Raw genomic sequence first — 25910 nt, forward strand, 5'->3', positions numbered from 1 at the left:
ATAGCCTAGCCCGATTTTGGGCCCTTGCCATGCGAAATTCGCATGGGTCTGCCGATTGCGTTCAAATGGTGACTTGGGTGCCGACTTCAACCACCCGGCCGGTCGGAATCTGGAAATAGTCGGTGGCGTCGTTGGCAGACCGGCTCAGCGCGATGAACAGATGGTCCTGCCACAGCGGCATGCCCGACTGCGCGGAGGCCTTCAGCGACCTCCGCGACACGAAGAACGACGTCGACATGATGTCGAACTGCCAGCCCTGCTTGCGCGCGATCGCGAGCGCCTTGGGCACGTTCGGCTGCTCCATGTAGCCGAAGCGCAGCCGGACCTTCGAGAACTTCTCGCTGATCTTCTCCATGCGGAACCGCTCGGACAGATCGACCCGTGGCGTGTGCGCGGTCTCGATGGTCAGGACCACGTTGTGCTCGTGCAGCACCTTGTTGTGCTTGAGGTTGTGCAGCAGCGCGGTCGGCACGAAAGAGGGATCGCTGGTCAGGAACACCGCGGTGCCCTTGACGATGTGCGGCGGGCGCTTTTCGAGACTGCGGATCAAGTCGTCGAGCGGCACCTCGATCCGGCGCGTCTTCTGGAGCAGGATGCCGGTCCCCTTGCGCCAAGTCCAGATCGTCCCGGCCATGGCCGCGCCGAACAGCAGCGGCACCCAGGCGCCCTCGAGCAGCTTCAGCAGATTGGCGCTGAAGAAGCTGATGTCGACGACAACGAAGGGCACGATCACGGCCGCAGCCGTCGCGGCGCGCCAGTTCCACAATTTCCAGATCACGACGAAGCCCATGATGCCGTCGGCGACCATAGTGGTGGAAACCGCGATGCCGTAGGCCGACGCCAGATTGCTGGGAGTGTGGAACAGCAACACCAGCAGCATGACGCCGATCAGCAGCAGCCGGTTCACGCGCGGCAGATAGATCTGGCCGGCGTGGGTTTCGGAGGTGAAGCGCACCTCGAAGCGCGGCAGCAGGCCGAGTTGCACGGCCTGATAGACCAGCGAATAGGCGCCGGTGATCACCGCCTGGCTCGCGATCACCGTCGCCGCGGTCGCAAGCCCGACCAGCGGCAGCACCAGATGCTCCGGCACCATGCGGTAGAAGGAATGTTCGATCGCGCTCGGATCCGACAGTACCAGCGCGCCCTGCCCGAAATAGTTGATCAGCAGCGAGGGCAGCACGAAGAACATCCAGGCCGACTGGATCGGCTTGCGGCCGAAATGGCCGAGATCGGCGTAGAGCGCCTCGCCGCCAGTCACCGCCAGGAACACGGCGCCTAACGTCACGAGGCCGATGGTGCCGTGCGACAGCAGGAATTGCAGCGCGTAATAGGGATTGATCGCAGCGAGCACCGACGGATCGTCGGCGATGTGGACAGCGCCCGTCACTGCGAGGACGGTGAACCAGATCACCATCACCGGACCGAAGGCCGATGCCACCAGCGCAGTGCCTTTGCTCTGAACCGCGAACAGCAATACCAGGATGATGACGGTGAGCGGCACGACGTAGTGCTCGAACGCGGGCGTCACGAGCTTGAGGCCTTCGACCGCCGACAGCACCGAGATCGCCGGGGTGATCATGGAATCGCCGATGAACATGGAGGCGCCGACCACGCCGAGCGCGAGCAGGAACCAGCTTCGCCGCCCGAGCGCGCGCTGGCCGAGCGCCATCAGCGAAAGGGTGCCGCCCTCCCCGTTGTTGTCGGCGCGCAGCAGCAGCAGGACGTATTTGGCGGTGACGACGATAAAAAGCGCCCACAGGATCAGCGAGAGCACGCCAAGCACCATCACCCGAGTCACAGGCTCGCCATGGGCCGCACCGCGGACAGCCTCGTGGAATGCGTAGAGCGGCGAGGTGCCGATGTCGCCGAAAACGACGCCGATGCTCCCGAGAGTGAGGGACCAAAAGCCCGAGGTGACCGGCCCGTCCTGGGTCTCGGCCTGTGTGATGCTCGCCGTCATGAAGGTAAAAAACGCTTCGTCCCTGAATTTGATCCGGCGCCTTTTGACGCTTCCGGCGCACCTGTCAATCGGCACGCCACCATAGCAGGCGGCGAGGCAGATGCTGTGACGTCACAGCAACGGTCACCGCCTGCGCGACGACATGCCTCAGGTAAAATGGTAGCGCAAGTGTCCTACTGCCTTACGGCTTCAAATTCGGCGGCAGCGGCGGATCTTCCCGCATCAGGGTGATGGTGACGCGCCGGTTGGCGGCGAGCGAGGGATCGTCCGGAAACAGCGGCTGGGTGTCCGACTTGCCGGAGACGGCGAAGATGTGGGAGGCCGGCAGGCCTTCCCGCTCGAGGATCTGGCGGACGGCATTGGCGCGGTCGGCCGACAGGTCGAAGGCGCCGTAGTCGCTGCGGGTCGGAACGAAGCCCGCCGCAGTATGGCCGGCGATGGAGACGCGCAGCGGCGTGGCCTTGAGCGGGATCGCGAGCTTCTCGATCAGGCGGCGGGTGCGGTCGAACGGCACCTTGGAGCCGTCGGCGAACATCGAGCGGCCGTCCTGGTCGACGATCTCAAGGTTAAGACCCTGCTTGGTCTCCTCGAACATGATGTGCTTGGACATCTCGGTCAGTTCCGGCATGTCCTGCAAGGCTTGGCGCAGTGAGGCGGCGGCGAGCGCGAAATTGCGGTCGACCTTGAGCCTCGCACCGGACGTCTTGTCGTGATCCTCCTGATCCGGCGTCGGCGTGTTGGAGGCATCCTCAGGCTGGATGTGATCGACGTTCTTCAGCCGCGCGCGTGTCGGCAGGCCGTCGGACTCGACGATGCCGGCATAGCGCGCTTCGCTCTGGACGCCGAAGGCGTCGCGCATGGAGCCTGCGACGATCTTCAACTTGTTGGCGTCCTGGGTGGAGAATGCGACCAGCATCACGAAAAACGCCAGCAGCAAGGCCATCAGATCGGCAAACGTGACGAACCAGCCATGGCCGCCATGTGCTTCTTCGCGTTTCTTCTTTGCCATGGGTCAGATCCCGGCGTCCGGCGTTACGCCGGAACCGGCTCGCCTTCGGCGTGGCGGTGCTTCTCGGGCAGATAGGCCAGCAGCATTTCGCGCACCAAAGTCGGGCTCTTGGAGTCGCGGATCATCAGGATGCCGTCGATGATCAACGTGCGGTTGGTTTCCTCGTCGATCAGCTTGCCATGCAGCTTGTCGGCGATCGGCAGGCAGAGCAGGTTCGCGACAAGCGCACCGTACAGAGTTGCCAGCAGGGCGGTCGCCATGAAGGGGCCGAGCTTCGAGGGATCCGACATGTTCGAAAACATCTGCACCATGCCGATCAGGGTTCCGATCATGCCGAACGCAGGCGCGCAGTCGCCGACGGCGCGGTAGATCTTGCTGCCTTCGTTGAGATGCATCAGGAAATTGTCGCGGTCGCGTTCCAGATTGTCCCTGATAAAATCGAGGTCGTAGCCGTCGGCGACGTAACGGATGCCCTTGGCGAGGAACGGCTCGTCGGTCTCGACCTTTTCCAACCCGACCGGGCCCTGCTTGCGGGCGATCTCGGCGATGCGGGCGAGTTCATCGACCAGGTCGTGGGCCGAGAGCCGGCTCATCGTGAACGCGAATTTCATACCGAGCGGCAGGCCGTGCATCAGCACTGAGAGCGGAAAGCGGATCATGGTCGCCGCGGCCGAGCCGCCGAAGATGATGATCGCCGCATGCTCGCTGATGAACATGTGCAGATCGCCGCCCAGAAACACCATCGTCGCGATGACGATCATGCCCACCACGAGGCCGACGCCCGTCATGATATCCATGGGAGACTCCAACGCACACGCAACAACGGCCGTCCTGGCCGATGGTGCGGCCCAACCCCGAACCGCATCGGAAACCTAGAGCGCCGCCCTTAAAGCCGCGTAAAGGTTAAGTTGAGCCGGCGCGCCAGACCGACGCAGCGTACGGAAAGGACGCTCGCTTTGCCGGCTGCCGACAGGAATCTCAACACTTTGCTAACCATGATTGGCGCGCGCTGGGGTCGAAAACGAACCATTGCCGCCTTCAATGGAAATCGCCATGCTCCGAGCCGATCACCGCAATGCAAAGGCCATCACCTCCGTGAACGATTCTATTCCCGCGATTCTTCCACGCGGCAAAGGTCACCAGTTTGTCTTGTATGGTGACTCCTGCTCGGGCGTGCCGGGCGCATTGCACGAAAAGACCTTCGCCTCGGTCAACGCAGTTGTCCAACGCCTGAAACCACAGCCTGAATTTATTCTCTTTCCAGGCGATGAAATCATTGGCTTAACCCCGGATGCCGACGCTCTGCGCACGCAGTGGCGATATTGGTTCGACACGGAAATGGCGTGGCTTGATCGTGCAGCCATCCCCGTCTGGCACACGACCGGCAATCATACGACCTACGACCTGACGAGCGAGGCGGTATTCCGTACCCTGCTCGACTTGCCGAAGAACGGACCGCCAGGGCAAGCTGGTCTCTCCTACTTTGTGCGGCGCGACGACCTGTTGATGGTATTCGTCAACACGCTTTGGAGCGGCCTCGGAGGTGAGGGACATGTCGAGATCGACTGGCTCGAGGCAACGCTGAGGGCTCATCGCGATGCCCGGCACAAGCTCGTCCTTGGCCATCATCCGGTGTTTCCCATCAATGGCTTTACCGGCACGTATCAGCGCGAGATCGGCCACGAATACACGCGTCCGTTCTGGGACGTTCTTGTGAACGAAAACGTCCTTGCCTACCTCTGCAGCCACATCCTTGCTTTCGACGTACAGGCGCACAGCGGCGTCCTGCAAATCTGTACGGCAGGCGCTGGAACGGCTCACAGAATGCCGGAGGGCGTTGAATACCTGCATTGCGTCCAGGCCGCGCTTGATGAGCAAGGCCTACGTTACCAGGTGCTCGACATCGACGGTGCCGTGAGGGAGAGGTTGGAATGGCCTCCGCTCGATCCTCATCCTGCCCAGTGGATGCAACTGCCACGCGGCGAAGCGGAGGCGACGTTCCCTGGCCCGGTGCAGAGCGGATGCCGGATTGAGCTGCGACTGACGGGGCAAAGCGCCACGACCGATGTCGCATCGGCGCAGACGATCTTTACGGCTTTCGCGCCCGGCTCGATCGCACCGTTCTGGCTGGGACTTCGGGGGCCGAGGCAGACTCTGACAGCCATCGTCGGCCGTGATCCCGGGCGTAGCCCATCCTACTGGTTTGGACCCGACTTTCCGGACGGTGAGAGTTTCGACATCCACATCCTGATATATCCGGACATGGGCCCTGGCGGCCTATTGTACCGTCACCACAACACGCCACGTTGGTCGTCCTTCCACTCTGCGACCGCGCGCGGAGTAGAGCAGCTCTCCTGGCCGCGGCATTGGGCTATCGGTCATGGACAGGGCGGTGGTGAAGACCGTCCGTTCAGAGGTACAGCGCTGAATTTCCAGATCGCGCGAACAGAGGCTTGATCACCGAATGACGGTGGCCATGCCTGCGGCAGTCATAGCTGCCGCGCGCTAGGAGGACAGGCCCGTCAGCTCCAGGCTGAGCGCGTGCAGGCGCCTGCGCGCGTCGGCATCGTAGGCCTGCGGATTGGCGCGCGCCTCGTTCATGCCGTTGAAGAACAACCCGCTCTTGGCCGCGACGTCGTCGCCTTCGACGAGATGCAGGATCGCCGCCCCGCCCTGCTCCACCGTCGAGATCGGGCTGATCCCGCCGGCGCGCACCATCGTGGTGTTCATATAAGTCGCGGGATGGAGCGAATTGACCGTGATGCCGGCGCCCTTCAATTCCGTTGCGAGATCGATCGTGAACATGATCTGCGACAACTTGCTCTGCGCATAGGCGCGCGAGCCGCTGTAGCCTTTCGTGATCATGACGTCGTCGAAATCGATCGGATGCTGACCGAGCGAGGCCACGTTGACGATGCGCGACGGCGCCGCGGCCTTGAGCAGCGGCAACAAAAGACGGACGAGCAGGAAGCCCGACAGATAGTTCACGGCGAAGCGTAACTCGTGACCGTCTGCGCTGACTTGCCGTTGCGGCCCATCGTTCTGCGAGCCGATGCCGGCATTGCTGACGAAGACGTCGAGACGTTGATGATCGCGCATGACGGCTTCGGCGAGCGCACGCGTGCCCGACATGGATGACAAGTCGGCCTGGTAGAAGGTCGGCGCGGAACCACCGGCCCTTACGATCTCGTCGCCTAATGCCCTTGCCCGCCCCGCATCGCGGCCATGGATCAAGACTTCCGCACCTTCTTCAGCCAGCCGGCGCGCGACGTAGCGGCCCACACCGTCGGTAGAGCCGGTGATCAGAACTGTCTTGCCATTCATGTTCATTGTGCGCCCTCCGACTGCGGCCCTGCGCCACATCCGCGACGAGAGATCCTGCAGTATTCTATGGCCATTCGGCATGCTCCATCGCGAAAGCCCGTTCTGCAATGTTGATGCTGTTCGGTCTTCTCACCGCGCTGCCCGCGGTGCTGGCACTCCATCTGCTCGAACCGGAGCTGGTGTTGCCGGCATTCAGCCTTCTGCTCTTTGCCGAGGCCGCCTTCGCCGTGATCGCAGCGCGCTTGATTGACGTCCCTGACAATGCGGACAACGTCACCCTGTGGGATCTTGCGGGCGGCTTCACCCTGATCGGATGCGCCGCCGCGGTCTTCGGTGAGCCGGATCAGGCCGTCCTGCTCCTGACGGAACAAGGACGGTCGGCATCGCGGCCATAGATCGCCTAGTGGATCTCCGCCGAGCGCTTCAGCGCGGCCTTGAGCTTCTCCAGCGAGAAGTCGGGGCTGCGGGCGATCTCGAGGATCGGCGTCTCGCGGCGGCCGCAGAGCTCGGCAGCCTCGGGCAGCTTTGCCGCGATGTCGAGCGGGATCACGATGGCGCCGTGCAGGTCGGCGTGGACGAGGTCGTCCGATTTCACCGTCATGCCGGCGACGCGCACCTCGCCGCCGAAGCTCTCGGCATGCACCCAGGCATGCGACGGGCCGATCGAGCCGGCCAGCGCCTGGAAGCCAGGCGCCCACTGCGGGATGTCGCGGATCGAGCCGTCGGTGATGACGCCGAGGCAGCCGAGCGCCTTGTGCACGTTGCTCTGCACCTCGCCCCAGAATGCGCCGTAACCGACATCGGGACCGTCGATGTCCTGGATCACCGAGATGCGCGGACCATGGCCGGTGCCGACATATTCGTAATAGTCGATGCGGCGCTTGGACTGCTCTTCCGCTGGTAGCGAGTTTTTCAGCACCGAGCGGATCGCGACCGTGCGGGCATAGCCGACGATCGGCGGCAGGTCAGGAAACGGGCAGACCAGTTGCTTGGTGGTGTAGCCGATCAGGCGGCGCTCGGGCGCCACGATCTCCATGGCGTTGCAGATCGTCGGCGTATCATAGCGGCCCAGCGCTTCGAGGACGGAAGCGGGCAGCGGCCCGGTCGCGGTATCAGTCACGGCGTTCTCTCCCAGATTGGCGGCCGCTGTTGGCGCGGTGCCGCCGGCACAGGCGATATAGCCGAGATCGGGCCTCAACCCAACTCAGCGCGCCTCATGGCAGATATCCGCGAAAATCGCCTAAAGCATGATCCGGAAAAGTGCGCAGCGGTTTTCCGAAAAGATCATGCTCGAACAAAGACCTAAAGCGCGATGACGGTTCCGGCAAATCTCATCGCGCTTTAGTGCAGCCGTCCGGGCCGGTCGTCGTCGTGCGGCGGCTCCGACAAATTGGCCATCGTCGGCGCTGAGGGTGGCGACGGGACTTCGCCTCCCGACGACGGCGCGGCGCCTCCCATCGCGCGCGCCTGGTCGCGGTAGGATTTGTAGCCGAGCGGCAAAGCGAGGAGATACAGCACCGTGCCGATCGACAGCACGTACCAGGGATAGCTGATCAGAAGCGCGATAAAGAAGACCACCGCGACGAACGCCGGCAACACCAGCTCCGGAGGCACCCGCATGCGCATGCTCTTGCCGGAGAACACCGGCAGGCGCGACACCATCAGGAAAGCAATCAGCAGCGTGTAGCCGGCCGTCAGGGCTGCAGGCCAGCGCCCCAGATCCAGGAATGCCGCGTAGATCGGCAACATCACGGTGATCGCGCCGGCAGGCGCCGGCACGCCGGTGAAGAAATTGGCGGCGAAGGCCGGCTTGTTCGGATCGTCCAGTGTGGCGTTGAAGCGCGCGAGCCGCAGGCACATGGAGATTGCAAACACCATGGCCGCGATCCAGCCGGCATTGCCGAGCTCGTGCAGCTGCCAGAAATACAGCATCAAGCCGGGCGCCACGCCGAAATTGACGAAGTCTGCGAGGCTGTCGAGCTCGGCGCCGAACTTCGACTGCCCCTTGATCAGCCGCGCGACGCGGCCATCGATGCCGTCGAGCGCAGCTGCGAACACGATGGCGTAGACCGCGAGCGTCATCCGCCCTTCGATCGACAGCCGGATCGCGGTCAGGCCGGCACAGATCGCCAGCAGCGTGATGACGTTCGGCACCAGCATCCGCACCGGGATTGGGCGGAACCGCCGGCGGCGCACGTCGGGATCTCTCAAATCATAGGGCGTCTGCATGGCTCGTCCTTATCTCAAGCGAGATATAGCAAGCCGCGCTCCCCTCCGCCATCGCGGCGGAAGGCCCCAGTGGACCCGACTAATGGTTAATTGGCGCGGTAGGCGCGGCTTGGGTCGTCCCCGGAGAGGTCGGCCAAAACCGTCTCGCCGGCAATCGCGGTCTGGCCTTCCGACACCAGTGCCTTGGTGCCAACAGGCAAATAGACGTCGAGCCGCGAGCCGAAGCGGATCAGGCCAAAACGCTCGCCGGCGCCGATCGCCTGCCCTTCCTTGACGAAGCAGACGATGCGCTTGGCGATGAGACCTGCGATCTGGACCACGCCGATCCGCGCCGACGGCGTCGTGATCACCAGCGAGTTGCGCTCATTGTCCTCGCTCGCCTTGTCGAGCTCGGCGTTGATGAACAGGCCGGGCCGGTAGGCGATGCGGTCCACCCTGCCGGCGATTGGGCTGCGGTTCACGTGGCAGTTGAACACGCTCATGAACACCGAGATGCGCGGCAACGGCCGGTCGCCGAGCCCGAGCTCCGCCGGCGGCAGCGCCATGGTGATCATCGAGACACGGCCGTCGGCCGGTGACACCACGAGCCCCTCGCGCACCGGTGTCACGCGGACGGGGTCACGGAAGAACAGCGCGCACCACACGGTCAGGATGGTGCCGATCCACCCGAGAGGCGACCACAGCCAGAACAGGAGCAGGCTTGCCAGCGCAAAGCCACCGATGAAGGGATAGCCTTCCCTGTGGATCGGCGGGATCTGACGCTGGATCGAATCGAGAATGGACATCGCTATTTGCCGCCTAGGAGTTCATGGCACGCGGGGTGCCCCGCGCGGTTGTTTAGGCCAGAGTTGGGACCGGAGACAAGGTCACTCCGCCGCCGCAGGCGCCACGAGGGCGTCCTGGACCGGCGGCGGCTCCCGATTGGGGGCCTCGCTACTGTCGGCCATTTGGGCCAGTTTCTCGCGAGCCGCCTCGGCTTCGCGCTGCCTGTTCCACATGCTGGCATAGAGGCCGCCCAGGGCGAGCAGCTTGGCGTGGGTGCCGCGCTCGGCGATCCGGCCCTGGTCCAGCACGATGATCTCGTCGGCGCCGACGATGGTGGAAAGCCGGTGCGCGATCACCAAGGAGGTGCGGTTCTTCGCCACGCGCTCGAGCGCGCCCTGGATCTCGTGCTCGGTATGGGTGTCGAGCGCCGAGGTCGCCTCGTCCAGCACCAGGATCGGCGGTGCCTTCAGCACGGTGCGCGCAATGGCGACGCGCTGCTTCTCGCCGCCGGACAGCTTCAAGCCGCGCTCGCCAACCTGGGTCTCGTAGCCCATCGGCGCCATGCGGATGAAATGGTCGATCTGCGCCAGCCGTGCCGCCTCCTCGACTTCGGCGTCGGTTGCGTCCCAGCGGCCGTAGCGGATGTTGTAGCGGATGGTGTCGTTGAACAGCACGGTATCCTGCGGCACCATGCCGATCGAGGCGCGCAGGCTGGCCTGCGTGACCCCGCGGATGTCCTGGCCGTCGATCAAAATCTTGCCGCCGGAGATGTCATAAAGGCGGAACAGAAGCCGCGACATGGTCGATTTGCCCGCGCCGGAGGGGCCGACGATCGCCACCGTCTTGCCGGCCGGCACCTCGAAGCTGATGCCCTTGAGAATCGGCCGTGACGGCTCATAGGCGAAACGCACGTCCTCGAAGCGCACCGTGCCGGCCGAAATCACCAGCGGTTTCGCGTCGGGCGCGTCCTTGATCTCGGCCTCGCGTCCCAGCACGCCAAACATCTTCTCGATGTCGATGATCGCTTGCTTGATCTCGCGATAGACCATGCCCATGAAGTTCAGCGGCTGGTAGAGCTGGATCATCATGGCGTTGACCAGCACGAAATCGCCGACCGTGTTGGTGCCGTTGCGCACGCCGATCGCGCACATCAGCATGGTCGCGGTCAGCCCCAGCGTGAAGATCACGGCCTGTCCGGTGTTGAGCACCGCGAGCGACGTATAGGCGTGGACGCTCGACTCCTCGTAGCGCGCGACCGACTTGTCGTAGCGCTGGGCCTCGCGGGTCTCGGCGCTGAAATATTTCACGGTCTCGTAATTGAGCAGCGAATCGATCGCCTTGGTGTTCGCCTCGGTATCTGAATCGTTCATCTTGCGACGGATGCCGATCCGCCACTCGGTCGCGATGTAGGTGTAGTACATGTAGACCGCGACCGTGATCAGTGTCGTCAGCACGTAGCGCCAGTCGAACTGCCAGAGCAGCACGGCCATCAGCAGCGAGACCTCGACGATGGTCGGGATCAGTTGCAGGATCACCATGCGCACGATGACCTCGATGCCCTCGCGGCCGCGCTCGAGCACACGCGTCAGGCCGCCGGTCTTGCGCTCCAGGTGAAAGCGCAGCGACAGTTCGTGCATGTGGATGAAGGTGATGGTGGCGAGCTTGCGCACCGCATGCATGGCGACGCGGGCGAAGATGCCGTCGCGCCATTGCGTCAGCACCGCCATCACGATGCGCATCACGCCGTAGCTCGCGGTCAGCAACAACGGCGAGGCAATCACCCAGAGGTGCCAATTGTCGGCCGCAACCGGCGCGGTGTTGGCGCCGGTCAGCGCATCGGTCGCCCATTTGAAGCTGAACGGCACGGTCAGCGTGATCAGCTTGGCCGCGAGCAGCAGTACCATCGACCAGACCACGCGCATCTTCAGGTCGAAACGGTCGCCGGGCCAGATATAGGGCCACAGATGCGCCAGCGTGCCCATCAGGGTCGCCCGCTCGAGCGTCCCGGCTGAGGGATCGGGCGCGTCGGGAACGTCTGGCGAATGGGGTGGGCTCATCAAGAAACCTAGGGGCCCGCCGGATGCGGGCGCGGGGCGATTTGCGATTTTCGCTCGTCATATAGAAGCTTCCGGCGGCGAGCGCACCCCGCCAGATGGCGAATCTTTGATTGTTTGTCGCCATTTACCGGTAGATTTCCGGGTAGTCCGAATCACCTGAGGGGCTTGACGCCCCTTCGCTGCAATGCATCATGGCACCAATGAGCACGATCAAAACCGTCTGTGTCTATTGCGGCTCCGGCCCCGGAACCAATCCCCGCTTCACCGAAGGCGCCAAGGCGTTCGGCAAGGCCCTCGCCGAGAACAACATCCGCCTGGTCTATGGCGGCGGCTCGCTCGGCCTGATGGGCTCGGTCGCGACCTCCGTGCTGGATCACGGCGGCACCGTTACCGGCATCATTCCCGAATTCCTCCGCAAGCGCGAGAACGCGCTGACCCGCGTGCAGGAGATGATCGTCACCCCCGACATGCACGAGCGCAAGCGGCTGATGTTCGAACGCTCCGATGCCTTCGTGGCGCTGCCCGGCGGCGTCGGCACGCTGGAAGAGCTGGTGGAGCAGCTGACCTGGAAGCAGCTCGGCCGTCACGCCAAGCCCGTCCTGCTCGCCAATATCGACAATTTCTGGGAGCCGCTGTTCTCGCTGCTGTCGCATATGCGCCAGACCGAGTTCATCCGCGCCGGCCTTTCGGTCGACATCCTCAAGGCCGATCGCATCGAGGAGATCCTGCCGAAGCTGAAATCGGCGGTGGCACAGCTCGCTGACGCGGAAAAGCAGCTCGCGCCGGAAGTGGCACGCAAGCTCTGACCGCTATTCACTCGGAAACGTCACCGCCTCGATCCGGTTGCCGTCGGGATCGGTGACGAAGGCTGCGTAGTAGCGCACACGGTCGTGCGGGCGGATACCCGGCGCGCCGTCGGATGCGCCGCCGGCCGCAAGCGCTGCGGCATGAAACGCATCGACTTCGCTGGTCGTCTTTGCCCGCAGGCAGATGTGCACGCCGCTCTCCGGTGCTACGGGCGGCATGCCTTCGCGCAGATTGATCCAGAATTCCGGATAGGCCTTGCCGAAGCCGACCGTGCGCGGCCGCGTGACGAGGCGGGTGAGGCCGAGGGCTACGAGCGTGACTTCGTAGAATTTTGCAGAGCGATCGAGATCGCTGACGCCGACGGAGATGTGGTCGATCATTGTCGCGCTTCCCTCTCTCCTCCTCGTCATTGCGAGCGTCGCGAAGCAATCCAGACTGCCCCCGCAGAAAGATCCTGGATTGCTTCGCTTCGCTCGCAATGACGCGTTTGTGGCGCCGACGCTGCCTACACCGTCCCTTACGCCGGTGCGCCCGACTTCACGAGCTTGTAGATCACCGAATCCATCAGCGCCTGGAACGAGGCATCGATGATGTTCGGGGACACGCCGACCGTGGTCCAGCGATCGCCGGTCTCGTCCTCGCTCTCGATCAGCACGCGCGTCACCGCGCCGGTGCCGCCGTTGAGGATACGCACGCGGTAGTCGATCAGCGTCAGGCCCTCGATGTATTTCTGGTATTTTCCGAGATCCTTGCGGAGCGCAACGTCGAGCGCGTTGACCGGGCCGTTGCCTTCGGCGGCCGAAATCAGATGCTCGCCGGCGACGTCGACCTTGACCACTGCGAGCGCGACCGTGACGCGTTCGCCGTGCGAGTTGTAGCGCTGCTCGACATTGACGTCGAACTGCTCGACCTCGAAATAATGCGGCACCTTGCCGAGCGTGCGGCGCGCCAAGAGGTCGAACGAGGCGTTGGCGGATTCATAGGCGTAGCCTTGCGCCTCGCGCTCCTTCAATTCCTCGACCAGCCGCGTCAGCTTCGGATCGCTCTTCTCATAGGCGATGCCGGCGCGATCGAGCTCGGCGATGACGTTGGAGCGGCCGGCCTGGTCCGACACCAGCACCTTGCGGTGATTGCCGACCAGCTCCGGCAACACGTGCTCATAGGTCTGCGGATCCTTCAACACGGCGGAGGCGTGAATGCCGGTCTTGGTGACGAAGGCGCTCTCGCCGACATAGGCCGCATGCCGGTTCGGCACGCGGTTGAGCATGTCGTCCAGCGTGCGCGAGACCTTGACCAGCGTTGCCAGCTTCTCTGCCGTGACGCCGATCTCGAAGGCGTCCGAAAACGCCGTCTTCAATTTCAGCGTCGGGATCAGCGAGCAGAGATTGGCGTTGCCGCAGCGCTCGCCGAGACCGTTCAACGTGCCCTGGATCTGCCGCGCGCCGGCGCGCACCGCGGCGAGCGAATTGGCCACCGCCTGCTCGGTGTCGTTATGGGCGTGGATGCCGAGATGATCGCCGGGGATCTGCTTCGTCACCTCGGTGACGATGGCCTCGATCTCATCAGGCATGGTGCCGCCGTTGGTGTCGCACAGCACCACCCAGCGCGCGCCGGCGTCATAGGCAGCCTTGGCGCAGGCCAACGCAAAACTGGAATCTTCCTTGTAACCGTCGAAAAAATGCTCGCAGTCGAGCATGACCTCGCGGCCGGCCGCCTTCGCCGCCGCGACGCTGTCGCGGATCGAGGCAAGGTTTTCGTCCCCAGTCGTCTCCAGCGCAACACGTACCTGATAGGCTGAGGATTTTGCCACGAAGCAGATCGCATCCGCCCTCGCTTCGAGAAGCCCGGCGACGCCGGGATCATTGGAGACCGAGCGCCCGGCCCGGCGCGTCATGCCGAAGGCGGTGAAGCGTGCGTGCTTGAGCTTGGGTTTGGTGCCGAAGAACTCGGTGTCGGTCGGATTGGCGCCGGGATAGCCGCCCTCGACATAATCGATGCCGAGATCGTCGAGCATCGCCGCGATGACCTGCTTGTCGGTCAATGTGAAGTCGACGCCATTGGTCTGCGCCCCGTCGCGCAGCGTGGTATCGAACAGATAAAGGCGCTCCTTGCTCATTGCAGCGCTCCCGACGCGGGTCCGGTGCCGAGCGTCTTCTGCATGGTGGTGTTGGCGAGCCACTCGTCGTTGACGGTGATGCTGTTGCGCTGCATGGCGACATAGCCGCGCTTGGCGAAAAAGCCCTGCGCGGTATCGCTGGCGTCGACCGTCAGCTTTTCCGTACCACGGCCGCCGGCAAGCTTCTCCAGCGCGTCGACCAGCATCGTCGCGATGCCCTGTCCGCTCACCGCCGGATGAACATAGAGCATGCGAATGTGATCGGCCCCGTGCAGCGAGGCGAAGCCGACGGGCGAGCCCTCCAGCGTCGCGACCAGCGTCAGGTCCGCCCCGAGCCGCTTGCCGAACTCTTCGCTTTCCGCCGCCTCCATCCAGGCCTGCTGCTGCGCTTCGTTATAGTCGTCGCCGGTCAGCTCCTCGATGCTTGCTGCAAAGATCGCGGCGAGGATCGGAACGTCGGCCGGCAAAAACGGCCGCAACGCAGGCTTTGGCAGCGCTTGTGCCATCACGCGAGCTCCCATGTCGTCACCGGTTTGCCGTCGGCATCCTTGCCGTCCTTCAGCACGACGCCCTTGGCGACGAGTTCGTCGCGAATGCGATCGGATTCCTTGAAATCCTTTCGCGCACGCGCAGCCGCGCGCTCCGCGATCAAGCGGTCGATTTCGCCGGCATCGACGCCAGTGGCCTGCTGTTTGCGACTTTCCCACTGTGCTGCGCTCTCGGAGAAGAAGCCGAGCAGCCGCAATGAGCCCGCCAAGGCGCTCGCATCGCTGTTGCGCAGGCTATGCAGCGCCGCGATCGCGAGCGACGTGTTGAGGTCATCGAGCAGCGGCTCGACCACGGACGCAGCCGGCTTCCCCGGCGCGACGTCGGCGGCAACGCGATACCAGTCGTCGAGCGTCCTGGCGCTCTCCTCCAGCGACTTCATGGTCCAGTCGATCGGCGAGCGGTAATGCGTCTTGAGCATGTTCAGACGCAGCACCTCGCCGGGCCAGTCCTTGAGTAGCTCATGGATGGTGATGAAGTTGCCGACCGACTTCGACATCTTCTCGCTCTCGACCTGCAGGAAGCCATTGTGCATCCAGTAGTTCGCCATGCGCTCGCGGTGGAAGGCGCAGCAGGTCTGCGCGACCTCGTTCTCATGATGCGGAAACACGAGATCGATGCCGCCACCGTGGATGTCGAAGTATTCGCCGAGATGCTTCCAGGCCATCGCCGAGCACTCGACGTGCCAGCCCGGACGTCCTTGTGCGGCGATCCCCGCCGGCGACGGCCATGACGGCTCGCCCGGCTTGGACGGCTTCCACAGCACGAAATCGGTGTTGCCCTTCTTGTAGGGCGCGACATCGACGCGGGCACCGGCGACCATCTCGTCCAGCGAGCGATTGGACAGCGCACCATAGCGCGGCAATCCGGCATTGGCCGCGTTCATCGCCTGCGGCGAGAACAGCACGTGGTCCTCGGCGACATAGGCAAAGCCGCCTTTGACGAGCCGCTCGATGATCTCGCGCATCTCGACGATGTGCTCGGTCGCACGCGGCTCGACGCTCGGCCGCAGCGCGCCAAGCGCATCGACGTCGGCGTGAAACTGTTGTCCGGTCTGCTCGGTGACCTTGCGGATCGCCTCGTTCAGCGGAAGCCCTGGAAAATCACGCGCGGCACGGTCGTTGATCTTGTCGTCGACGTCGGTGATGTTGCGGACGTATTTGACATGCGCCTCGCCGTAGATGTGGCGCAGCAGCCGAAACAGCACGTCGAACACGATCACCGGCCGCGCATTGCCGATATGGGCGAAGTCATAGACGGTCGGTCCGCAGACATACATGCGGACGTTGTTCGCATCGAGCGGCACGAACGGCCGCTTCTCCCTGGTCAGCGTATCGTAAAGGCGCAATTCCATGACAACCCATCCCTCTCGGCCGGGCGTCCAGTGCTCTCAATGGTTTTGAGAAAAGACGGCTCCAGCCAGCGAATCGCTAGCTCGTAATCTCGCAAATGGTGCAAATGGCGAGGAGACCGTTCATGCGGGAACATATGGGCCACGAGGGGCCCTTGCGTCAAGGGAGCCGCCAAAAAGCCGTCTGCTGCCCGCAATGCGCAGCCTCCCGCCATGATGGTTCCATTATCCTTAACCTTTTGAGGCCATTCTGGAACTGGCGGTTCCTTCTTTTTGCCCCCGGTGTTTTCATGCGATCATTGTTCGCGCTCATTTCCTGCGCCTCCATCCTTGCTTCATCCAGCGCATTCGCCGAGACCCGCGTCTTCATCATCGCCAACCAGGCGGACGGCTACGGCGTCGACCAGTGCCTGGCCAAGAGCGACAAATGCGGCGCGCAGGCCGCGCGGACCTACTGCCAGTCACGGGATTTTGCCCAGGCATCGAGCTATCGCCGGGTCGATCCCGACGAAATTACCGGCTCCGTCCCCAAAACCGGCGCAAACTGCTCCCATGGCCATTGCGACGAATATGTCGCAATCACCTGCCAGCGCTGAATTCCCTCGGAGCTGGCGGACCTTAGGACCAGTTTTCGGCCCCTGAAACGACGTGACGATGCCGCAGGAAGCGGCTATGGGAGGGCGCGCGTCGGCCCCCCAACTCACGCTGGGCCGTGACCTCGCTAGAATGGCGGATATGCCTGAATTTTTGTCTCTCTCCCGTGCCCGCTCGATCCTTGCCTGCACCGTGCTCCTGAGCACCGTCATGCTCGTCAACGCCGCTTTCGCGCAGGCCGGCCCGCCCGGCCCGCCGCCTCAGCCCGGCCAGAACGGGCTCGGACCCAATCCGATGTGCTCGCGGCTGGAAGGCCAGCTCGCCGGGCTCGATCGTGGCGGCGGTGGCGGTGACCCCGCGCGCGAAGACCAGATCCGCCGCTACCAGGATTCCCAGGCCAAGCAGCAGGCCGAACTCGACCGCGTCACCATGCAGGCCAAGCGCATGGGGTGCGATTCCTCCGGCTTCTTCTCGCTGTTCAACGGCCAGTCGGCGCAATGCGGTCCAGTCAACACCCAGATCCAGCAGATGCGCGCCAATCTGGATCAGATCACCGGCAACCTCGAGCGCCTGCGCGGCGGCGGCCCCGGCGGCTTCAGCCCGGAACGCGACAACCAGCGCCGCTCGGTGCTGGCGGCGCTGGCGCAGAACAATTGCGGCCCGCAATATGCCAACGCCGCGCAGTCGCAAGGCGGCGGCAATTTTCTGACCAATCTGTTCGGCGGCAACAACAACCCGAACAATCCGCAAGGCGGCCCGCCCTCGGATCTCGGCCCGCAATCCGGCACCTATCGCACCGTGTGCGTGCGCACCTGCGACGGCGCCTATTTCCCGGTCTCGTTTGCGACGGTCCCCGCGCGCTTCCCCGACGACGAGAAGACCTGCAAGGCGCTGTGCCCGGCCGCGGAAGCCGTGCTCTACACCCATCGCAATCCCGGCGAGGACATGAACTCGGCGGTCTCGATCGGAGGCCAGCCCTACACGGCGTTGCCGACCGCATTCAAATTCCGCAGCGAGTTCAACCCGTCCTGCTCCTGCAAGGCGGCGGGCCAGACCTGGGCGGATGCGCTGAAATCAGCCGACGACAAGGCCGCCGCCGAGCAGCAGGGCGACATCATCGTCACCGAAGAGAGCGCCAAGAAGATGCAGCAGCAGCGGCTCAACAAGGGCGCGCCTGCGACGACGGCGAAGAAAGGCGCAGCTCCGGCGCCTGCGACTGCCAGCGCGCCCGCCACCACGCCGCCGGCCGACACCGGCACGGCCGCGACCACCGAGAACAAGCCGATCCGCTCGGTCGGACCGACCTTCATCCCACCGAAACAGTAGGTCCGCTGCTAACCGGGCGAAGCCGACCGCAAGGAATCGGCTCGCTCGCCGTTACTGCTCGCCCTCACGGCTCCAAGGAAAGAGATTGGCCGGGAAGTCCGCAGCATAGCGCTTTCCCTTCGGCGGAAGCGGCGTCTCGTCCGGTGGATTCGGATTCGGCTCGACCACCCTCCGGTAAAGATGCCAGGTGGCATGACCGAGCACCGGCAGGACGACCGCGAGACCGACGAAGAGCGGCAATGAGCCGATCACGAGCAGCGCCGCGACGGTCAGCCCCCACCCCGCCATCGCAACCGGATTGGCAGCCACCACCCGCAACGACGTGCGGATCGCATCGATCGCCGTCGCATGACGATCAAGCATCAACGGAAACGATACGACGCTGACGCATAGGGCCGCAACCGCAAACAGGAAGCCGACACCGCAACCGACGATGATGAGCGACCATCCTTCCGGCGTCGTCAGCACGCGGGTCGCGAAGTCGGGAATGCTGGCAGCCGCCGCGTGACCGAAGATGGTGACATAGATTGCGTTCGCGGCACCAATCCAGATCCCGAACAGGACGAGCAAGAGCACGCCGAGTTCGAGCATGGCGCCGAAGGACGGTGCACGCAGGACCTTGATCGCGTCCCACGCCGCGACCTCCTCGCCGCGCTCGCGGCGACGGCTGAGTTCGTAGAGACCGATCGCAGCAAAGGGACCGATCAAGGCAAACCCGGCCGCCAGCGGAAACAGCAGCGGAAGGACCGAATAGCCAAGGACCATCCTGAATAGGACGAGACCGAGAACGGGATAAATCAGGCAAACAACGAGTGCGTGACTCGGCATCGCCTGGAAATCTTCCCAGCCCAGGCGGAGCACCTCTCTCAGGTCGGACAAGCCGATCTTGCGAATGGGATAAGAGGCCGCCTCACCGAACAGGTGCCGCTTTACGATGTTGTCGGAATAAAGAGTGGCCATCGACACACCCTCCTCTGCTGAAAGTCGCGGCGGCGATCGGCGCGCTTTCCGGCCACGCGTATCCGCCTTTGTGTGCGGGAGACGCGATCGGGCCGAGTACGGCAGTTCCAGGCTCAACGAGGAAGGAGCTTAGCCGGACGAAACCCGTCGCGACCTGCGCCCCGAGCTTAGCGCGCGCGACTTGGAATGACCAGCACTCCCGGCTGAGGGAATTGTGCATCGCATATGTTGTGCGATGCATCACATCGAGCATGCGACTGACGCGCGCCAGCTCGCACGGCAACATCGCCCACGCCGCCTAAGCGCGTTGACATGCTATTGACGCCGGGTTCGCGGGGGATCATTTTAAAAGCCTGGACGCCCCAGCGGTCGCGATGTTTCTCTTTAATGTCGCGACCGGTTGAATGGGCGAGGCAAGAGGCGCGGCGATGGCGCATATGTCGGCAGCGAAAAGGTCAGCATAGAAAAGTCGCCATCGCGACAGACGTGAGCTCCGCCCTGGATTCGTATCCGCAGCCTTTGATGGCAAGGATGGATCAGGATGGCTGTCGCATTACTACTGCTTCTGGTCGCGATCGGCTCGGTGCTGTTTCACCTCTACAGTCCGTGGTGGTGGACGCCCATCGCCACCAACTGGAGCTACATCGACCAGACGATCAACATCACGTTCTGGATCACCGGGTTCGTCTTTACCGCGGTCGTTGCGTTCATGGCCTATTGCGTCTTTCGCTTCCACCACAGGGAGGGAAGACAGGCAGACTACAATCCCGAAAACAAAAAACTTGAATGGTGGCTCAGTGTCGGGACCGGCGTCGGCGTCGCCGCCATGCTCGCACCCGGCCTGGTCGTCTGGCACCAGTTCGTGACGGTGCCCGCAGACGCCACCGAGATCGAAGTCATGGGCCAGCAATGGCAATGGAGCTTCCGCTTGCCGGGGAAGGATGGTCGGCTGGGCACGTCCGACGTCCGCAACATCAATCCAGATAATCCGATGGGCCTCAATCGCGACGATCCGCATGGCCAGGACGACGTCGTGGTCGAGAACGGCGACCTGCATCTTCCAATCGGCAAGCCGGTCAAGGTTCTGCTCCGCTCGGTCGACGTCCTGCACGATTTCTATGTGCCGGAGTTCCGGGCCAAGATGGATATGGTCCCGGGCATGGTCACCTATTTCTGGATCAGGCCGATCCGAACCGGGACCTTTGATGTTCTCTGCGCGGAGCTATGTGGCGCCGCTCATTATCAAATGCGGGCCAAGGTGATCATCGAGGAAGAGAGCGACTATCACGCCTGGCTCGATCAGCAGAAGACGTTTGCGGAATTATCTGGCCCAACGGCCGTCGTGAGAGCGACGTACCAATCCGGCGGCAAATAGGGATGCCGCTGCGAACATAGATCGGGCGCGTGAGCCAACTCATTGGCCCGAAGGAAACGACCGAGGAGGTACTCTATGGTCGATGTTCCATATGACAGGATCGCAGGCATTCCGCCTGCCGAAGCGCCCGATGTCGAGCTCTACCATCCGAAGAGCTGGCTGACACGGTATGTCTTTTCGCAGGATGCCAAGGTCATCGCCATTCAGTACTCGCTGACGGCCTCTGCCATCGGGCTCGTGGCCCTGGTGCTGTCGTGGCTGATGCGACTGCAACTGGGATTTCCAGGCACGTTCTCCTTTATCGATGCCAACCAATACCTCCAGTTCATCACCATGCACGGCATGATCATGGTGATCTATCTGCTCACCGCCTTGTTCCTCGGAGGCTTCGGCAACTACCTGATCCCACTGATGGTCGGCGCACGGGACATGGTCTTCCCCTATGTGAACATGCTGAGTTACTGGATCTATCTGCTCGCGGTCCTGGTGCTGGCTTCGACCTTCTTCGTGCCCGGTGGCCCCACCGGCGCCGGCTGGACGCTGTACCCGCCGCAGGCGATTCTCTCCGGCACGCCCGGACAGGATTGGGGCATCGTCCTCATGCTGTCCTCGCTGATCCTGTTCATCATCGGCTTCACCATGGGCGGGCTGAATTACGTGGTGACCGTGCTGCAGGCGCGCACCCGCGGCATGACCTTGATGCGTCTGCCCCTGACGGTGTGGGGTATCTTCACAGCCACCGTCATGGCGCTGTTGGCCTTCCCTGCGCTGTTCGTCGGCTCGGTGATGATGCTGCTCGACCGTCTACTGGGAACCAGCTTCTTCATGCCGTCTCTGGTCGAGATGGGCCAACTCAGTAAATACGGCGGTGGCAGCCCGCTCCTTTTCCAGCACCTGTTCTGGTTCTTCGGTCACCCCGAAGTCTACATCGTCGCGTTGCCCGCCTTCGGTATCGTCTCCGACTTGATCAGCACGCATGCGAGAAAAAACATTTTTGGTTATCGCATGATGGTCTGGGCCATCGTGGCAATTGGTGCGCTCAGCTTCGTCGTGTGGGCGCACCACATGTACGTGAGCGGCATGTACCCATATTTCGGGTACTTCTTCGCCACGACGACGCTGATCATCGCCATTCCCACCGCCCTCAAGGTCTACAACTGGGTCCTGACCTTGTGGCGTGGCAACATACATCTCACACCACCGATGCTGTTCGCCCTTGGCTTCATCGTCACCTTCGTGAACGGTGGGTTGACCGGTCTATTCCTCGGCAACGTCGTCGTCGACGTGCCCCTTTCGGATACGATGTTCGTCGTCGCGCATTTCCATATGGTGATGGGCGTCGCGCCGATCATGGTCGTGCTGGGGGCGATCTATCACTGGTACCCGAAGGTCACGGGACGAATGTTGAACGATGTTCTGGGCAAGTTTCATTTCTGGGTCACGTTCCTCGGCGCCTACCTGATCTTCTTCCCCATGCACTATCTCGGGCTGCTCGGCGTTCCGCGCCGATACTTCGAACTCGGCGAGGCGGCGTTCATTCCGCCGTCGGCCCACTCGCTGAACGAGTTTATCACCGTGGTCGCGTTGACGGTCGGCTTCGCCCAGATGGTGTTCCTGTTCAATCTGGCCTGGAGCCTGTTCGAGGGTGCGCCTTCGGGGGGTAATCCCTGGCGAGCAACGACGCTGGAATGGCAGACGCCGGAGACGCCGCCAGGGCACGGCAACTGGGGCAAGGAGCTCCCGATCGTCTATCGTTGGGCCTATGACTATAGCGTGCCGGGTGCTGCGGAGGATTTCATTCCACAGAACCAGCCGCCCACGACGGGGGCCGTTCAGGGAGCTACTCCGTGAGCGCCGTTATCCTGTTCCTGGCCGTGATCGCGGTCATCGCGGGATGGTGGCTCTCGCAGCAACGGTTGACTGCGAAACCGTGGCTGGAGGCAGGTCCGATCGATGACTTCCCTGGCACGGACGCAACGACCTGGCCGGCAGCGAAGGTCGGACTTGGCGTATTCCTCGCTGTCGCCGGCTCGTTATTTGCACTCTTCATCAGCGCCTATTCCATGCGCATGAACATGGCGGACTGGCGGACAATGCCGGTGCCGACGGTGCTGTGGTTCAACACGGGCGTGCTGGTCTTAAGCAGTGTCGCACTGCAATGGGCGTACGTTGCCACGCGCCGGAACGACATCGACGGCGTCATCGTCGGTCTGCTCGCCGGTGGCGCGGCAGCGATCACGTTTCTCGCGGGGCAGCTTGTGGCGTGGCAACAGCTCAGCGCCGCTGGCTATTTCGTGGCGTCCAATCCGGCCAATGCCTTCTTCTACATGATCACCGCGGTACATGGGCTGCATCTGACCGGCGGCTTGGTGGCGCTCGGCAGGACCACAGCCAAGGTATGGCACCGTAACGCTGCGACGGACGAGATGCATCTGAGCATCGAGCTATGCGCCATCTACTGGCATTTCCTCCTGCTGGTCTGGCTTGTCCTGCTCGGTCTCCTGACGGGTTGGACGAACGATTTCGTCGACATTTGTCGCCAGTTGCTGAGCTAGGGAGAGCGAAACCAGATGGCTGAGACCATTCTGACGAATACAGGCCCAGGTGCTGGGCGACTTCCGGGCTGGCGAGGCATCGCCGCGGACTGGGCTTCGGATCAGCGAGCCTTCAAGAACGTGTCCTGGGGCAAGGCCATGATGTGGATCTTCCTCCTCAGCGACACCTTCATTTTCAGCTGTTTCCTCCTGTCCTACATGACCGCACGGATGTCGACGACCGTGCCATGGCCGAACCCAAGCGAGGTCTTTGCACTTAATCTCGGCGGCAAGCACATCCCCCTCATCCTGATCGCCATCATGACCTTCGTCCTGATCAGCAGCAGTGGGACGATGGCGATGGCCGTCAATTTCGGCTACCGCAGGGATCGCGTCAGGACCGCAATCCTGATGCTGGTCACGGCGGCATTCGGCGCGACCTTCGTCAGCATGCAGGCCTTCGAATGGACCAAGCTGATCATGGAGGGCGTTCGCCCCTGGAGCAATCCGTGGGGCGCGGCGCAGTTCGGTTCGAGCTTCTTCATGATCACCGGCTTCCACGGCACCCATGTGACGATCGGCGTGATCTTCCTGATCGCGATCGCGCGCAAGGTCTGGCGAGGCGATTTTGATGTGGGAAGGCGCGGCTTTTTCACGAGCCGGAGGGGCTATTACGAGATCGTCGAAATCACCGGCCTGTACTGGCACTTCGTCGATCTCGTGTGGGTGTTCATCTTTGCTTTTTTCTATCTTTGGTGAGGTCGGCATATGACAAACGCCACTGTACAGATGGAAGGCCAGCTCCAAGATCATGTGCACGACGCGGTCGCACCTGCGGCGGCACACGCCAAGGGCCAGCAGCACCCGATCAAGCTCTATCTCGTCGTCTGGGCATGGTTGTTCGTGCTCAGCACCTGCTCCTACCTGGTCGACTACTTTGGCCTGCAGGGCAGTCTGAGATGGTCGCTGATCCTGCTGTTCATGATGTTGAAGGCCGGCCTGATCGTTGCCGTCTTCATGCACATGGCCTGGGAGCGGCTGGCCCTCGCCTATGCCATCCTGCTACCGCCGGTGGCGGTATTGGTCTTTGTGTCGATCATGGTGCTCGAGTCCGAGTATACGCACTTCCTCCGGGTCATGTTTTTCGCGACCCCGGCCTAGCTGCGTCTTGCCGCCCGGATCGGGCGTTCAACCATCATATGCGTTCGCCGAGGCGCCGTTGGCGCGCGAGACCAGCGTCTCGTCCGGAGCGGGCAGCGGCTCGCCCCTGTCGCGAAAGCGGTTGGTGATGGGATAGCGGCGGTCGCGGCCGAAATTCCTGGGTGTCACCTTCACACCGGGCGCGGCCTGGCGGCGCTTGTATTCGGCGACATTGAGGAGATGGTCGATGCGGGTGACCGTCTCACGGTCGAAGCCGGCAGCGATGATTTTATCGAGCGGCTCCTCGCGCTCAATGAGACGCACGAGGATGACATCGAGCACCTCGTAAGGCGGCAGCGAATCCTGGTCGGTCTGGTTCTCGCGCAGCTCCGCGGTCGGCGGGCGCGTGATGATGTCGGGCGGGATCACCTCGCCGGCCGGCCCGAGCGCCCCGTCGGGTTTCCAGCTGTTGCGCAAGCCCGCCAGCCGAAACACCTGCGTCTTGTAGATGTCCTTGATCGGATTGAAGCCGCCATTCATGTCGCCATAGAGCGTGGCGTAGCCGACCGACATTTCCGACTTGTTGCCTGTCGTCACCACCATCAGCCCGGTCTTGTTGGAGATCGCCATCAGTACCGTGCCTCGGGTCCGCGCCTGGAGGTTTTCCTCGGTGATATCTGGCGGCAGGTTCTTGAAGATGCCGGACAGGATGGTCTCGAACCCGGTCACCGCTTCCGCGATCGGCAAAACCTCGTAACGGATGCCGAGATGGCCGGCGAGCTCGCCAGCGTCCGCGATCGAGTGTGGTGCGGTGTAACGAAAAGGAAGCATCACGCCATGCACCTGATCGGCGCCGAGCGCATCGACCGCGATCGCTGCGCACAGTGCGGAATCGATGCCGCCGGAAATGCCAAGCAGCACACCTGGAAAGCCGTTCTTGGCGACGTAGTCGCGAAGGCCCAGCACGCAGGCCGCGTAGTCGGCCTTGTCGCCCTCGGGCAGCGTGGTGATCGGGCCATTGCAGCGCCAATCGTCGCCGTTTCTGGTGAAGCGCAGTGTGGTGATGCTCTCCTCGAACGCCGGCAATTGCGCCGCGAGCGAGAGATCGCCGTTCAGAGCGAAGGAAGCGCCGTCGAATACCAATTCGTCCTGCCCGCAGATTTGGTTGAGATAAACCAGCGGCAGCCCGCTCTCGGTGACCCGCGCGACCGCGACCGACAGGCGCACGTCGTTCTTGTCGCGGGCGTAAGGCGAGCCGTTCGGCACCAGAATGATCTCGGCGCCGGTCTCGGCCAGCGTCTCGACCACGTTCTCGTAGTCTTCGGACTCATCCAGCCAGATGTCCTCGCAGATCGGCACGCCGATACGCACGCCGCGCACGGTCACGGGGCCTGCGGCAGGCCCGCGCGAAAACAGCCGCTTCTCGTCGAACACGCCGTAATTCGGCAGATTGCACTTGAAGCGCAGGCCAGCGATGCGGCCACCGTCGAGCAGCGCGCAGGCATTGTAGAGCCTGCCGTCCTCGACCCAAGGCGTGCCGACCAGCATCGCCGGGCCGCCATCGGCAGTCTCGCGGGCGAGGCTTTCGATCGCAGCGCGGCAGGCGGCCTGGAAGGCCGGCTTCTGCACCAGATCTTCCGGCGGGTAGCCGGTGATGAACAATTCCGGAAACAGCACGAGATCGGCGCCATCCGCGATAGCTCGCGCACGCGCGGCCCGCGCCTTGGCGGCATTGCCGTCGATGTCGCCCATGGTCGGATTGAGCTGGGCGAGCGTGACCGCGAATGCGTCGAGACGTTCGGTCATGGCCGCCCTAC

The 25910-nt window shown here is 63.3% G+C and carries 24 protein-coding genes; 10 read left to right on the forward strand and 14 right to left on the reverse strand.

All coding sequences use genetic code 11. From position 1 onward, the window contains the following. Positions 1–61: 61 nt before the first annotated feature. From B5V03_RS27835 to B5V03_RS27845, 3 genes are all read right to left on the reverse strand, one after another. The gene (locus tag B5V03_RS27835; RefSeq protein WP_164988325.1) at positions 62–1960 is read right to left on the reverse strand and encodes a potassium transporter Kup; all 1899 of its coding nucleotides are present in this window, start codon (positions 1958–1960) and stop codon (positions 62–64) included. A 181-nt stretch (positions 1961–2141) separates the two neighbouring features. Continuing rightward, positions 2142–2969 carry an OmpA/MotB family protein gene (locus B5V03_RS27840; RefSeq protein ID WP_129273545.1) on the reverse strand — a complete coding sequence of 276 codons (828 nt, stop codon included), beginning with the start codon at positions 2967–2969 and terminating at the stop codon, positions 2142–2144. Between the two features lie 23 nt (positions 2970–2992). Next, on the reverse strand, positions 2993–3766 hold the full coding sequence (locus B5V03_RS27845) for a motility protein A (protein ID WP_129273546.1): 774 nt from the start codon (positions 3764–3766) through the stop codon (positions 2993–2995). Between the two features lie 256 nt (positions 3767–4022). Between B5V03_RS27845 and B5V03_RS27850 the strand changes: the two genes are divergently transcribed. Then, on the forward strand, positions 4023–5426 hold the full coding sequence (locus tag B5V03_RS27850; protein ID WP_129273547.1) for a metallophosphoesterase family protein: 1404 nt from the start codon (positions 4023–4025) through the stop codon (positions 5424–5426). Between the two features lie 48 nt (positions 5427–5474). On the opposite strand, the gene B5V03_RS27855 is transcribed toward B5V03_RS27850, so the two are convergent. After that, positions 5475–6299 carry an SDR family NAD(P)-dependent oxidoreductase gene (locus B5V03_RS27855; protein WP_164988326.1) on the reverse strand — a complete coding sequence of 275 codons (825 nt, stop codon included), beginning with the start codon at positions 6297–6299 and terminating at the stop codon, positions 5475–5477. A gap of 101 nt (positions 6300–6400) precedes the next feature. Between B5V03_RS27855 and B5V03_RS27860 the strand changes: the two genes are divergently transcribed. Beyond that, positions 6401–6688, forward strand: coding sequence for a hypothetical protein (locus B5V03_RS27860; protein WP_129273548.1), 288 nt, complete (start codon positions 6401–6403; stop codon positions 6686–6688). A gap of 5 nt (positions 6689–6693) precedes the next feature. Here the strand turns inward: B5V03_RS27860 and B5V03_RS27865 are convergent, their stop codons facing one another. The 4 genes from B5V03_RS27865 to B5V03_RS27880 form a co-directional block, all read right to left on the reverse strand. Then, positions 6694–7413, reverse strand: coding sequence for an RraA family protein (locus tag B5V03_RS27865; RefSeq protein ID WP_129273615.1), 720 nt, complete (start codon positions 7411–7413; stop codon positions 6694–6696). A 221-nt stretch (positions 7414–7634) separates the two neighbouring features. Beyond that, on the reverse strand, positions 7635–8522 hold the full coding sequence (locus B5V03_RS27870) for a CDP-alcohol phosphatidyltransferase family protein (RefSeq protein ID WP_129273549.1): 888 nt from the start codon (positions 8520–8522) through the stop codon (positions 7635–7637). Positions 8523–8608: 86 nt separating this feature from the next. After that, positions 8609–9307, reverse strand: a complete 699-nt coding sequence (locus B5V03_RS27875; RefSeq protein ID WP_129273550.1) for a phosphatidylserine decarboxylase — start codon at positions 9305–9307, stop codon at positions 8609–8611. Between the two features lie 81 nt (positions 9308–9388). After that, positions 9389–11344 (reverse strand): ABCB family ABC transporter ATP-binding protein/permease, encoded by a 1956-nt coding sequence (locus tag B5V03_RS27880; protein ID WP_129273551.1) that lies wholly within the window; start codon positions 11342–11344, stop codon positions 9389–9391. Positions 11345–11544: 200 nt separating this feature from the next. On the opposite strand from B5V03_RS27880, the gene B5V03_RS27885 reads away from it, so the two are divergent. After that, positions 11545–12150 carry a TIGR00730 family Rossman fold protein gene (locus tag B5V03_RS27885; protein ID WP_164988327.1) on the forward strand — a complete coding sequence of 202 codons (606 nt, stop codon included), beginning with the start codon at positions 11545–11547 and terminating at the stop codon, positions 12148–12150. Between the two features lie 3 nt (positions 12151–12153). Here the strand turns inward: B5V03_RS27885 and B5V03_RS27890 are convergent, their stop codons facing one another. The 4 genes from B5V03_RS27890 to cysS all read right to left on the reverse strand — a co-directional run bounded on the left by B5V03_RS27890 (position 12154) and on the right by cysS (position 16167). Further along, the gene (locus B5V03_RS27890; protein WP_129273553.1) at positions 12154–12531 is read right to left on the reverse strand and encodes a VOC family protein; all 378 of its coding nucleotides are present in this window, start codon (positions 12529–12531) and stop codon (positions 12154–12156) included. A 137-nt stretch (positions 12532–12668) separates the two neighbouring features. After that, positions 12669–14267, reverse strand: a complete 1599-nt coding sequence (gene cimA, locus B5V03_RS27895) for a citramalate synthase (protein ID WP_129273554.1) — start codon at positions 14265–14267, stop codon at positions 12669–12671. After that, on the reverse strand, positions 14264–14773 hold the full coding sequence (locus tag B5V03_RS27900; RefSeq protein ID WP_129273555.1) for a GNAT family N-acetyltransferase: 510 nt from the start codon (positions 14771–14773) through the stop codon (positions 14264–14266). The genes cimA and B5V03_RS27900 overlap by 4 nt, the downstream gene beginning before the upstream one ends. Next, positions 14773–16167, reverse strand: coding sequence for a cysteine--tRNA ligase (cysS, locus tag B5V03_RS27905; RefSeq protein ID WP_129273556.1), 1395 nt, complete (start codon positions 16165–16167; stop codon positions 14773–14775). Before cysS ends, B5V03_RS27900 begins: the two co-directional genes overlap by 1 nt. Before the next feature lie 287 nt (positions 16168–16454). Here cysS and B5V03_RS27910 point away from each other — a divergent pair, with 287 nt between their 5' ends. Beyond that, positions 16455–16760, forward strand: a complete 306-nt coding sequence (locus B5V03_RS27910) for a hypothetical protein (protein ID WP_129273616.1) — start codon at positions 16455–16457, stop codon at positions 16758–16760. A 130-nt stretch (positions 16761–16890) separates the two neighbouring features. Further along, positions 16891–18084 carry a DUF2865 domain-containing protein gene (locus tag B5V03_RS27915; protein WP_129273557.1) on the forward strand — a complete coding sequence of 398 codons (1194 nt, stop codon included), beginning with the start codon at positions 16891–16893 and terminating at the stop codon, positions 18082–18084. Positions 18085–18135: 51 nt separating this feature from the next. Here B5V03_RS27915 and B5V03_RS27920 read toward each other — a convergent pair whose 3' ends face one another. Further along, a complete protein-coding gene (locus tag B5V03_RS27920; protein WP_164988328.1) occupies positions 18136–19044 on the reverse strand; it encodes a DUF2189 domain-containing protein in 909 nt (302 codons plus the stop codon). Positions 19045–19585: 541 nt separating this feature from the next. Here B5V03_RS27920 and B5V03_RS27925 point away from each other — a divergent pair. The 5 genes from B5V03_RS27925 (at position 19586) to B5V03_RS27945 (ending at position 24114) form a co-directional block, all read left to right on the forward strand. Next, on the forward strand, positions 19586–20419 hold the full coding sequence (locus B5V03_RS27925; RefSeq protein WP_129273559.1) for a cytochrome c oxidase subunit II: 834 nt from the start codon (positions 19586–19588) through the stop codon (positions 20417–20419). Positions 20420–20494: 75 nt separating this feature from the next. Further along, entirely contained in the window at positions 20495–22270 is a 1776-nt protein-coding gene (locus B5V03_RS27930; protein ID WP_129273560.1) for a cbb3-type cytochrome c oxidase subunit I, read from the forward strand. Further along, positions 22267–22974: a cytochrome c oxidase subunit 3 gene (locus tag B5V03_RS27935; RefSeq protein ID WP_129273561.1), complete on the forward strand. Its 708-nt coding sequence runs from the start codon at positions 22267–22269 to the stop codon at positions 22972–22974. The genes B5V03_RS27930 and B5V03_RS27935 overlap by 4 nt, the downstream gene beginning before the upstream one ends. 15 nt (positions 22975–22989) lie before the next feature. Continuing rightward, positions 22990–23712 carry a heme-copper oxidase subunit III family protein gene (locus B5V03_RS27940; protein ID WP_129273562.1) on the forward strand — a complete coding sequence of 241 codons (723 nt, stop codon included), beginning with the start codon at positions 22990–22992 and terminating at the stop codon, positions 23710–23712. Between the two features lie 9 nt (positions 23713–23721). Further along, positions 23722–24114, forward strand: coding sequence for a cytochrome C oxidase subunit IV family protein (locus B5V03_RS27945; protein WP_164988329.1), 393 nt, complete (start codon positions 23722–23724; stop codon positions 24112–24114). A gap of 27 nt (positions 24115–24141) precedes the next feature. On the opposite strand, the gene B5V03_RS27950 is transcribed toward B5V03_RS27945, so the two are convergent. Further along, positions 24142–25899, reverse strand: a complete 1758-nt coding sequence (locus B5V03_RS27950) for an NAD+ synthase (protein ID WP_129273563.1) — start codon at positions 25897–25899, stop codon at positions 24142–24144. Positions 25900–25910: the final 11 nt, after the last annotated feature.

This window comes from Bradyrhizobium betae (assembly GCF_004123905.1).
GTDB classification, from domain to species: domain Bacteria; phylum Pseudomonadota; class Alphaproteobacteria; order Rhizobiales; family Xanthobacteraceae; genus Bradyrhizobium; species Bradyrhizobium betae_A.

Bases quoted from the DNA above. Each gene is read 5' to 3' on its own strand.
- B5V03_RS27945 (WP_164988329.1), top strand. From the start codon at position 23,722: ATGACAAACGCCACTGTACAGATGGAAGGCCAGCTCCAAGATCATGTG.
- B5V03_RS27910 (WP_129273616.1), top strand. From the start codon at position 16,455: ATGCGATCATTGTTCGCGCTCATTTCCTGCGCCTCCATCCTTGCTTCA.
- cimA (WP_129273554.1), bottom strand. From the start codon at position 14,267: ATGAGCAAGGAGCGCCTTTATCTGTTCGATACCACGCTGCGCGACGGG.
- B5V03_RS27930 (WP_129273560.1), top strand. From the start codon at position 20,495: ATGGTCGATGTTCCATATGACAGGATCGCAGGCATTCCGCCTGCCGAA.
- B5V03_RS27870 (WP_129273549.1), bottom strand. From the start codon at position 8,522: ATGCAGACGCCCTATGATTTGAGAGATCCCGACGTGCGCCGCCGGCGG.
- B5V03_RS27840 (WP_129273545.1), bottom strand. From the start codon at position 2,969: ATGGCAAAGAAGAAACGCGAAGAAGCACATGGCGGCCATGGCTGGTTC.
- B5V03_RS27920 (WP_164988328.1), bottom strand. From the start codon at position 19,044: ATGGCCACTCTTTATTCCGACAACATCGTAAAGCGGCACCTGTTCGGT.
- B5V03_RS27835 (WP_164988325.1), bottom strand. From the start codon at position 1,960: ATGACGGCGAGCATCACACAGGCCGAGACCCAGGACGGGCCGGTCACC.
- B5V03_RS27940 (WP_129273562.1), top strand. From the start codon at position 22,990: ATGGCTGAGACCATTCTGACGAATACAGGCCCAGGTGCTGGGCGACTT.
- B5V03_RS27900 (WP_129273555.1), bottom strand. From the start codon at position 14,773: ATGGCACAAGCGCTGCCAAAGCCTGCGTTGCGGCCGTTTTTGCCGGCC.
- B5V03_RS27860 (WP_129273548.1), top strand. From the start codon at position 6,401: ATGTTGATGCTGTTCGGTCTTCTCACCGCGCTGCCCGCGGTGCTGGCA.
- B5V03_RS27855 (WP_164988326.1), bottom strand. From the start codon at position 6,299: ATGAACATGAATGGCAAGACAGTTCTGATCACCGGCTCTACCGACGGT.
- B5V03_RS27875 (WP_129273550.1), bottom strand. From the start codon at position 9,307: ATGTCCATTCTCGATTCGATCCAGCGTCAGATCCCGCCGATCCACAGG.
- B5V03_RS27890 (WP_129273553.1), bottom strand. From the start codon at position 12,531: ATGATCGACCACATCTCCGTCGGCGTCAGCGATCTCGATCGCTCTGCA.
- B5V03_RS27845 (WP_129273546.1), bottom strand. From the start codon at position 3,766: ATGGATATCATGACGGGCGTCGGCCTCGTGGTGGGCATGATCGTCATC.
- B5V03_RS27885 (WP_164988327.1), top strand. From the start codon at position 11,545: ATGAGCACGATCAAAACCGTCTGTGTCTATTGCGGCTCCGGCCCCGGA.
- B5V03_RS27925 (WP_129273559.1), top strand. From the start codon at position 19,586: ATGGCTGTCGCATTACTACTGCTTCTGGTCGCGATCGGCTCGGTGCTG.
- B5V03_RS27950 (WP_129273563.1), bottom strand. From the start codon at position 25,899: ATGACCGAACGTCTCGACGCATTCGCGGTCACGCTCGCCCAGCTCAAT.
- cysS (WP_129273556.1), bottom strand. From the start codon at position 16,167: ATGGAATTGCGCCTTTACGATACGCTGACCAGGGAGAAGCGGCCGTTC.
- B5V03_RS27850 (WP_129273547.1), top strand. From the start codon at position 4,023: ATGCTCCGAGCCGATCACCGCAATGCAAAGGCCATCACCTCCGTGAAC.
- B5V03_RS27915 (WP_129273557.1), top strand. From the start codon at position 16,891: ATGGCGGATATGCCTGAATTTTTGTCTCTCTCCCGTGCCCGCTCGATC.
- B5V03_RS27880 (WP_129273551.1), bottom strand. From the start codon at position 11,344: ATGAGCCCACCCCATTCGCCAGACGTTCCCGACGCGCCCGATCCCTCA.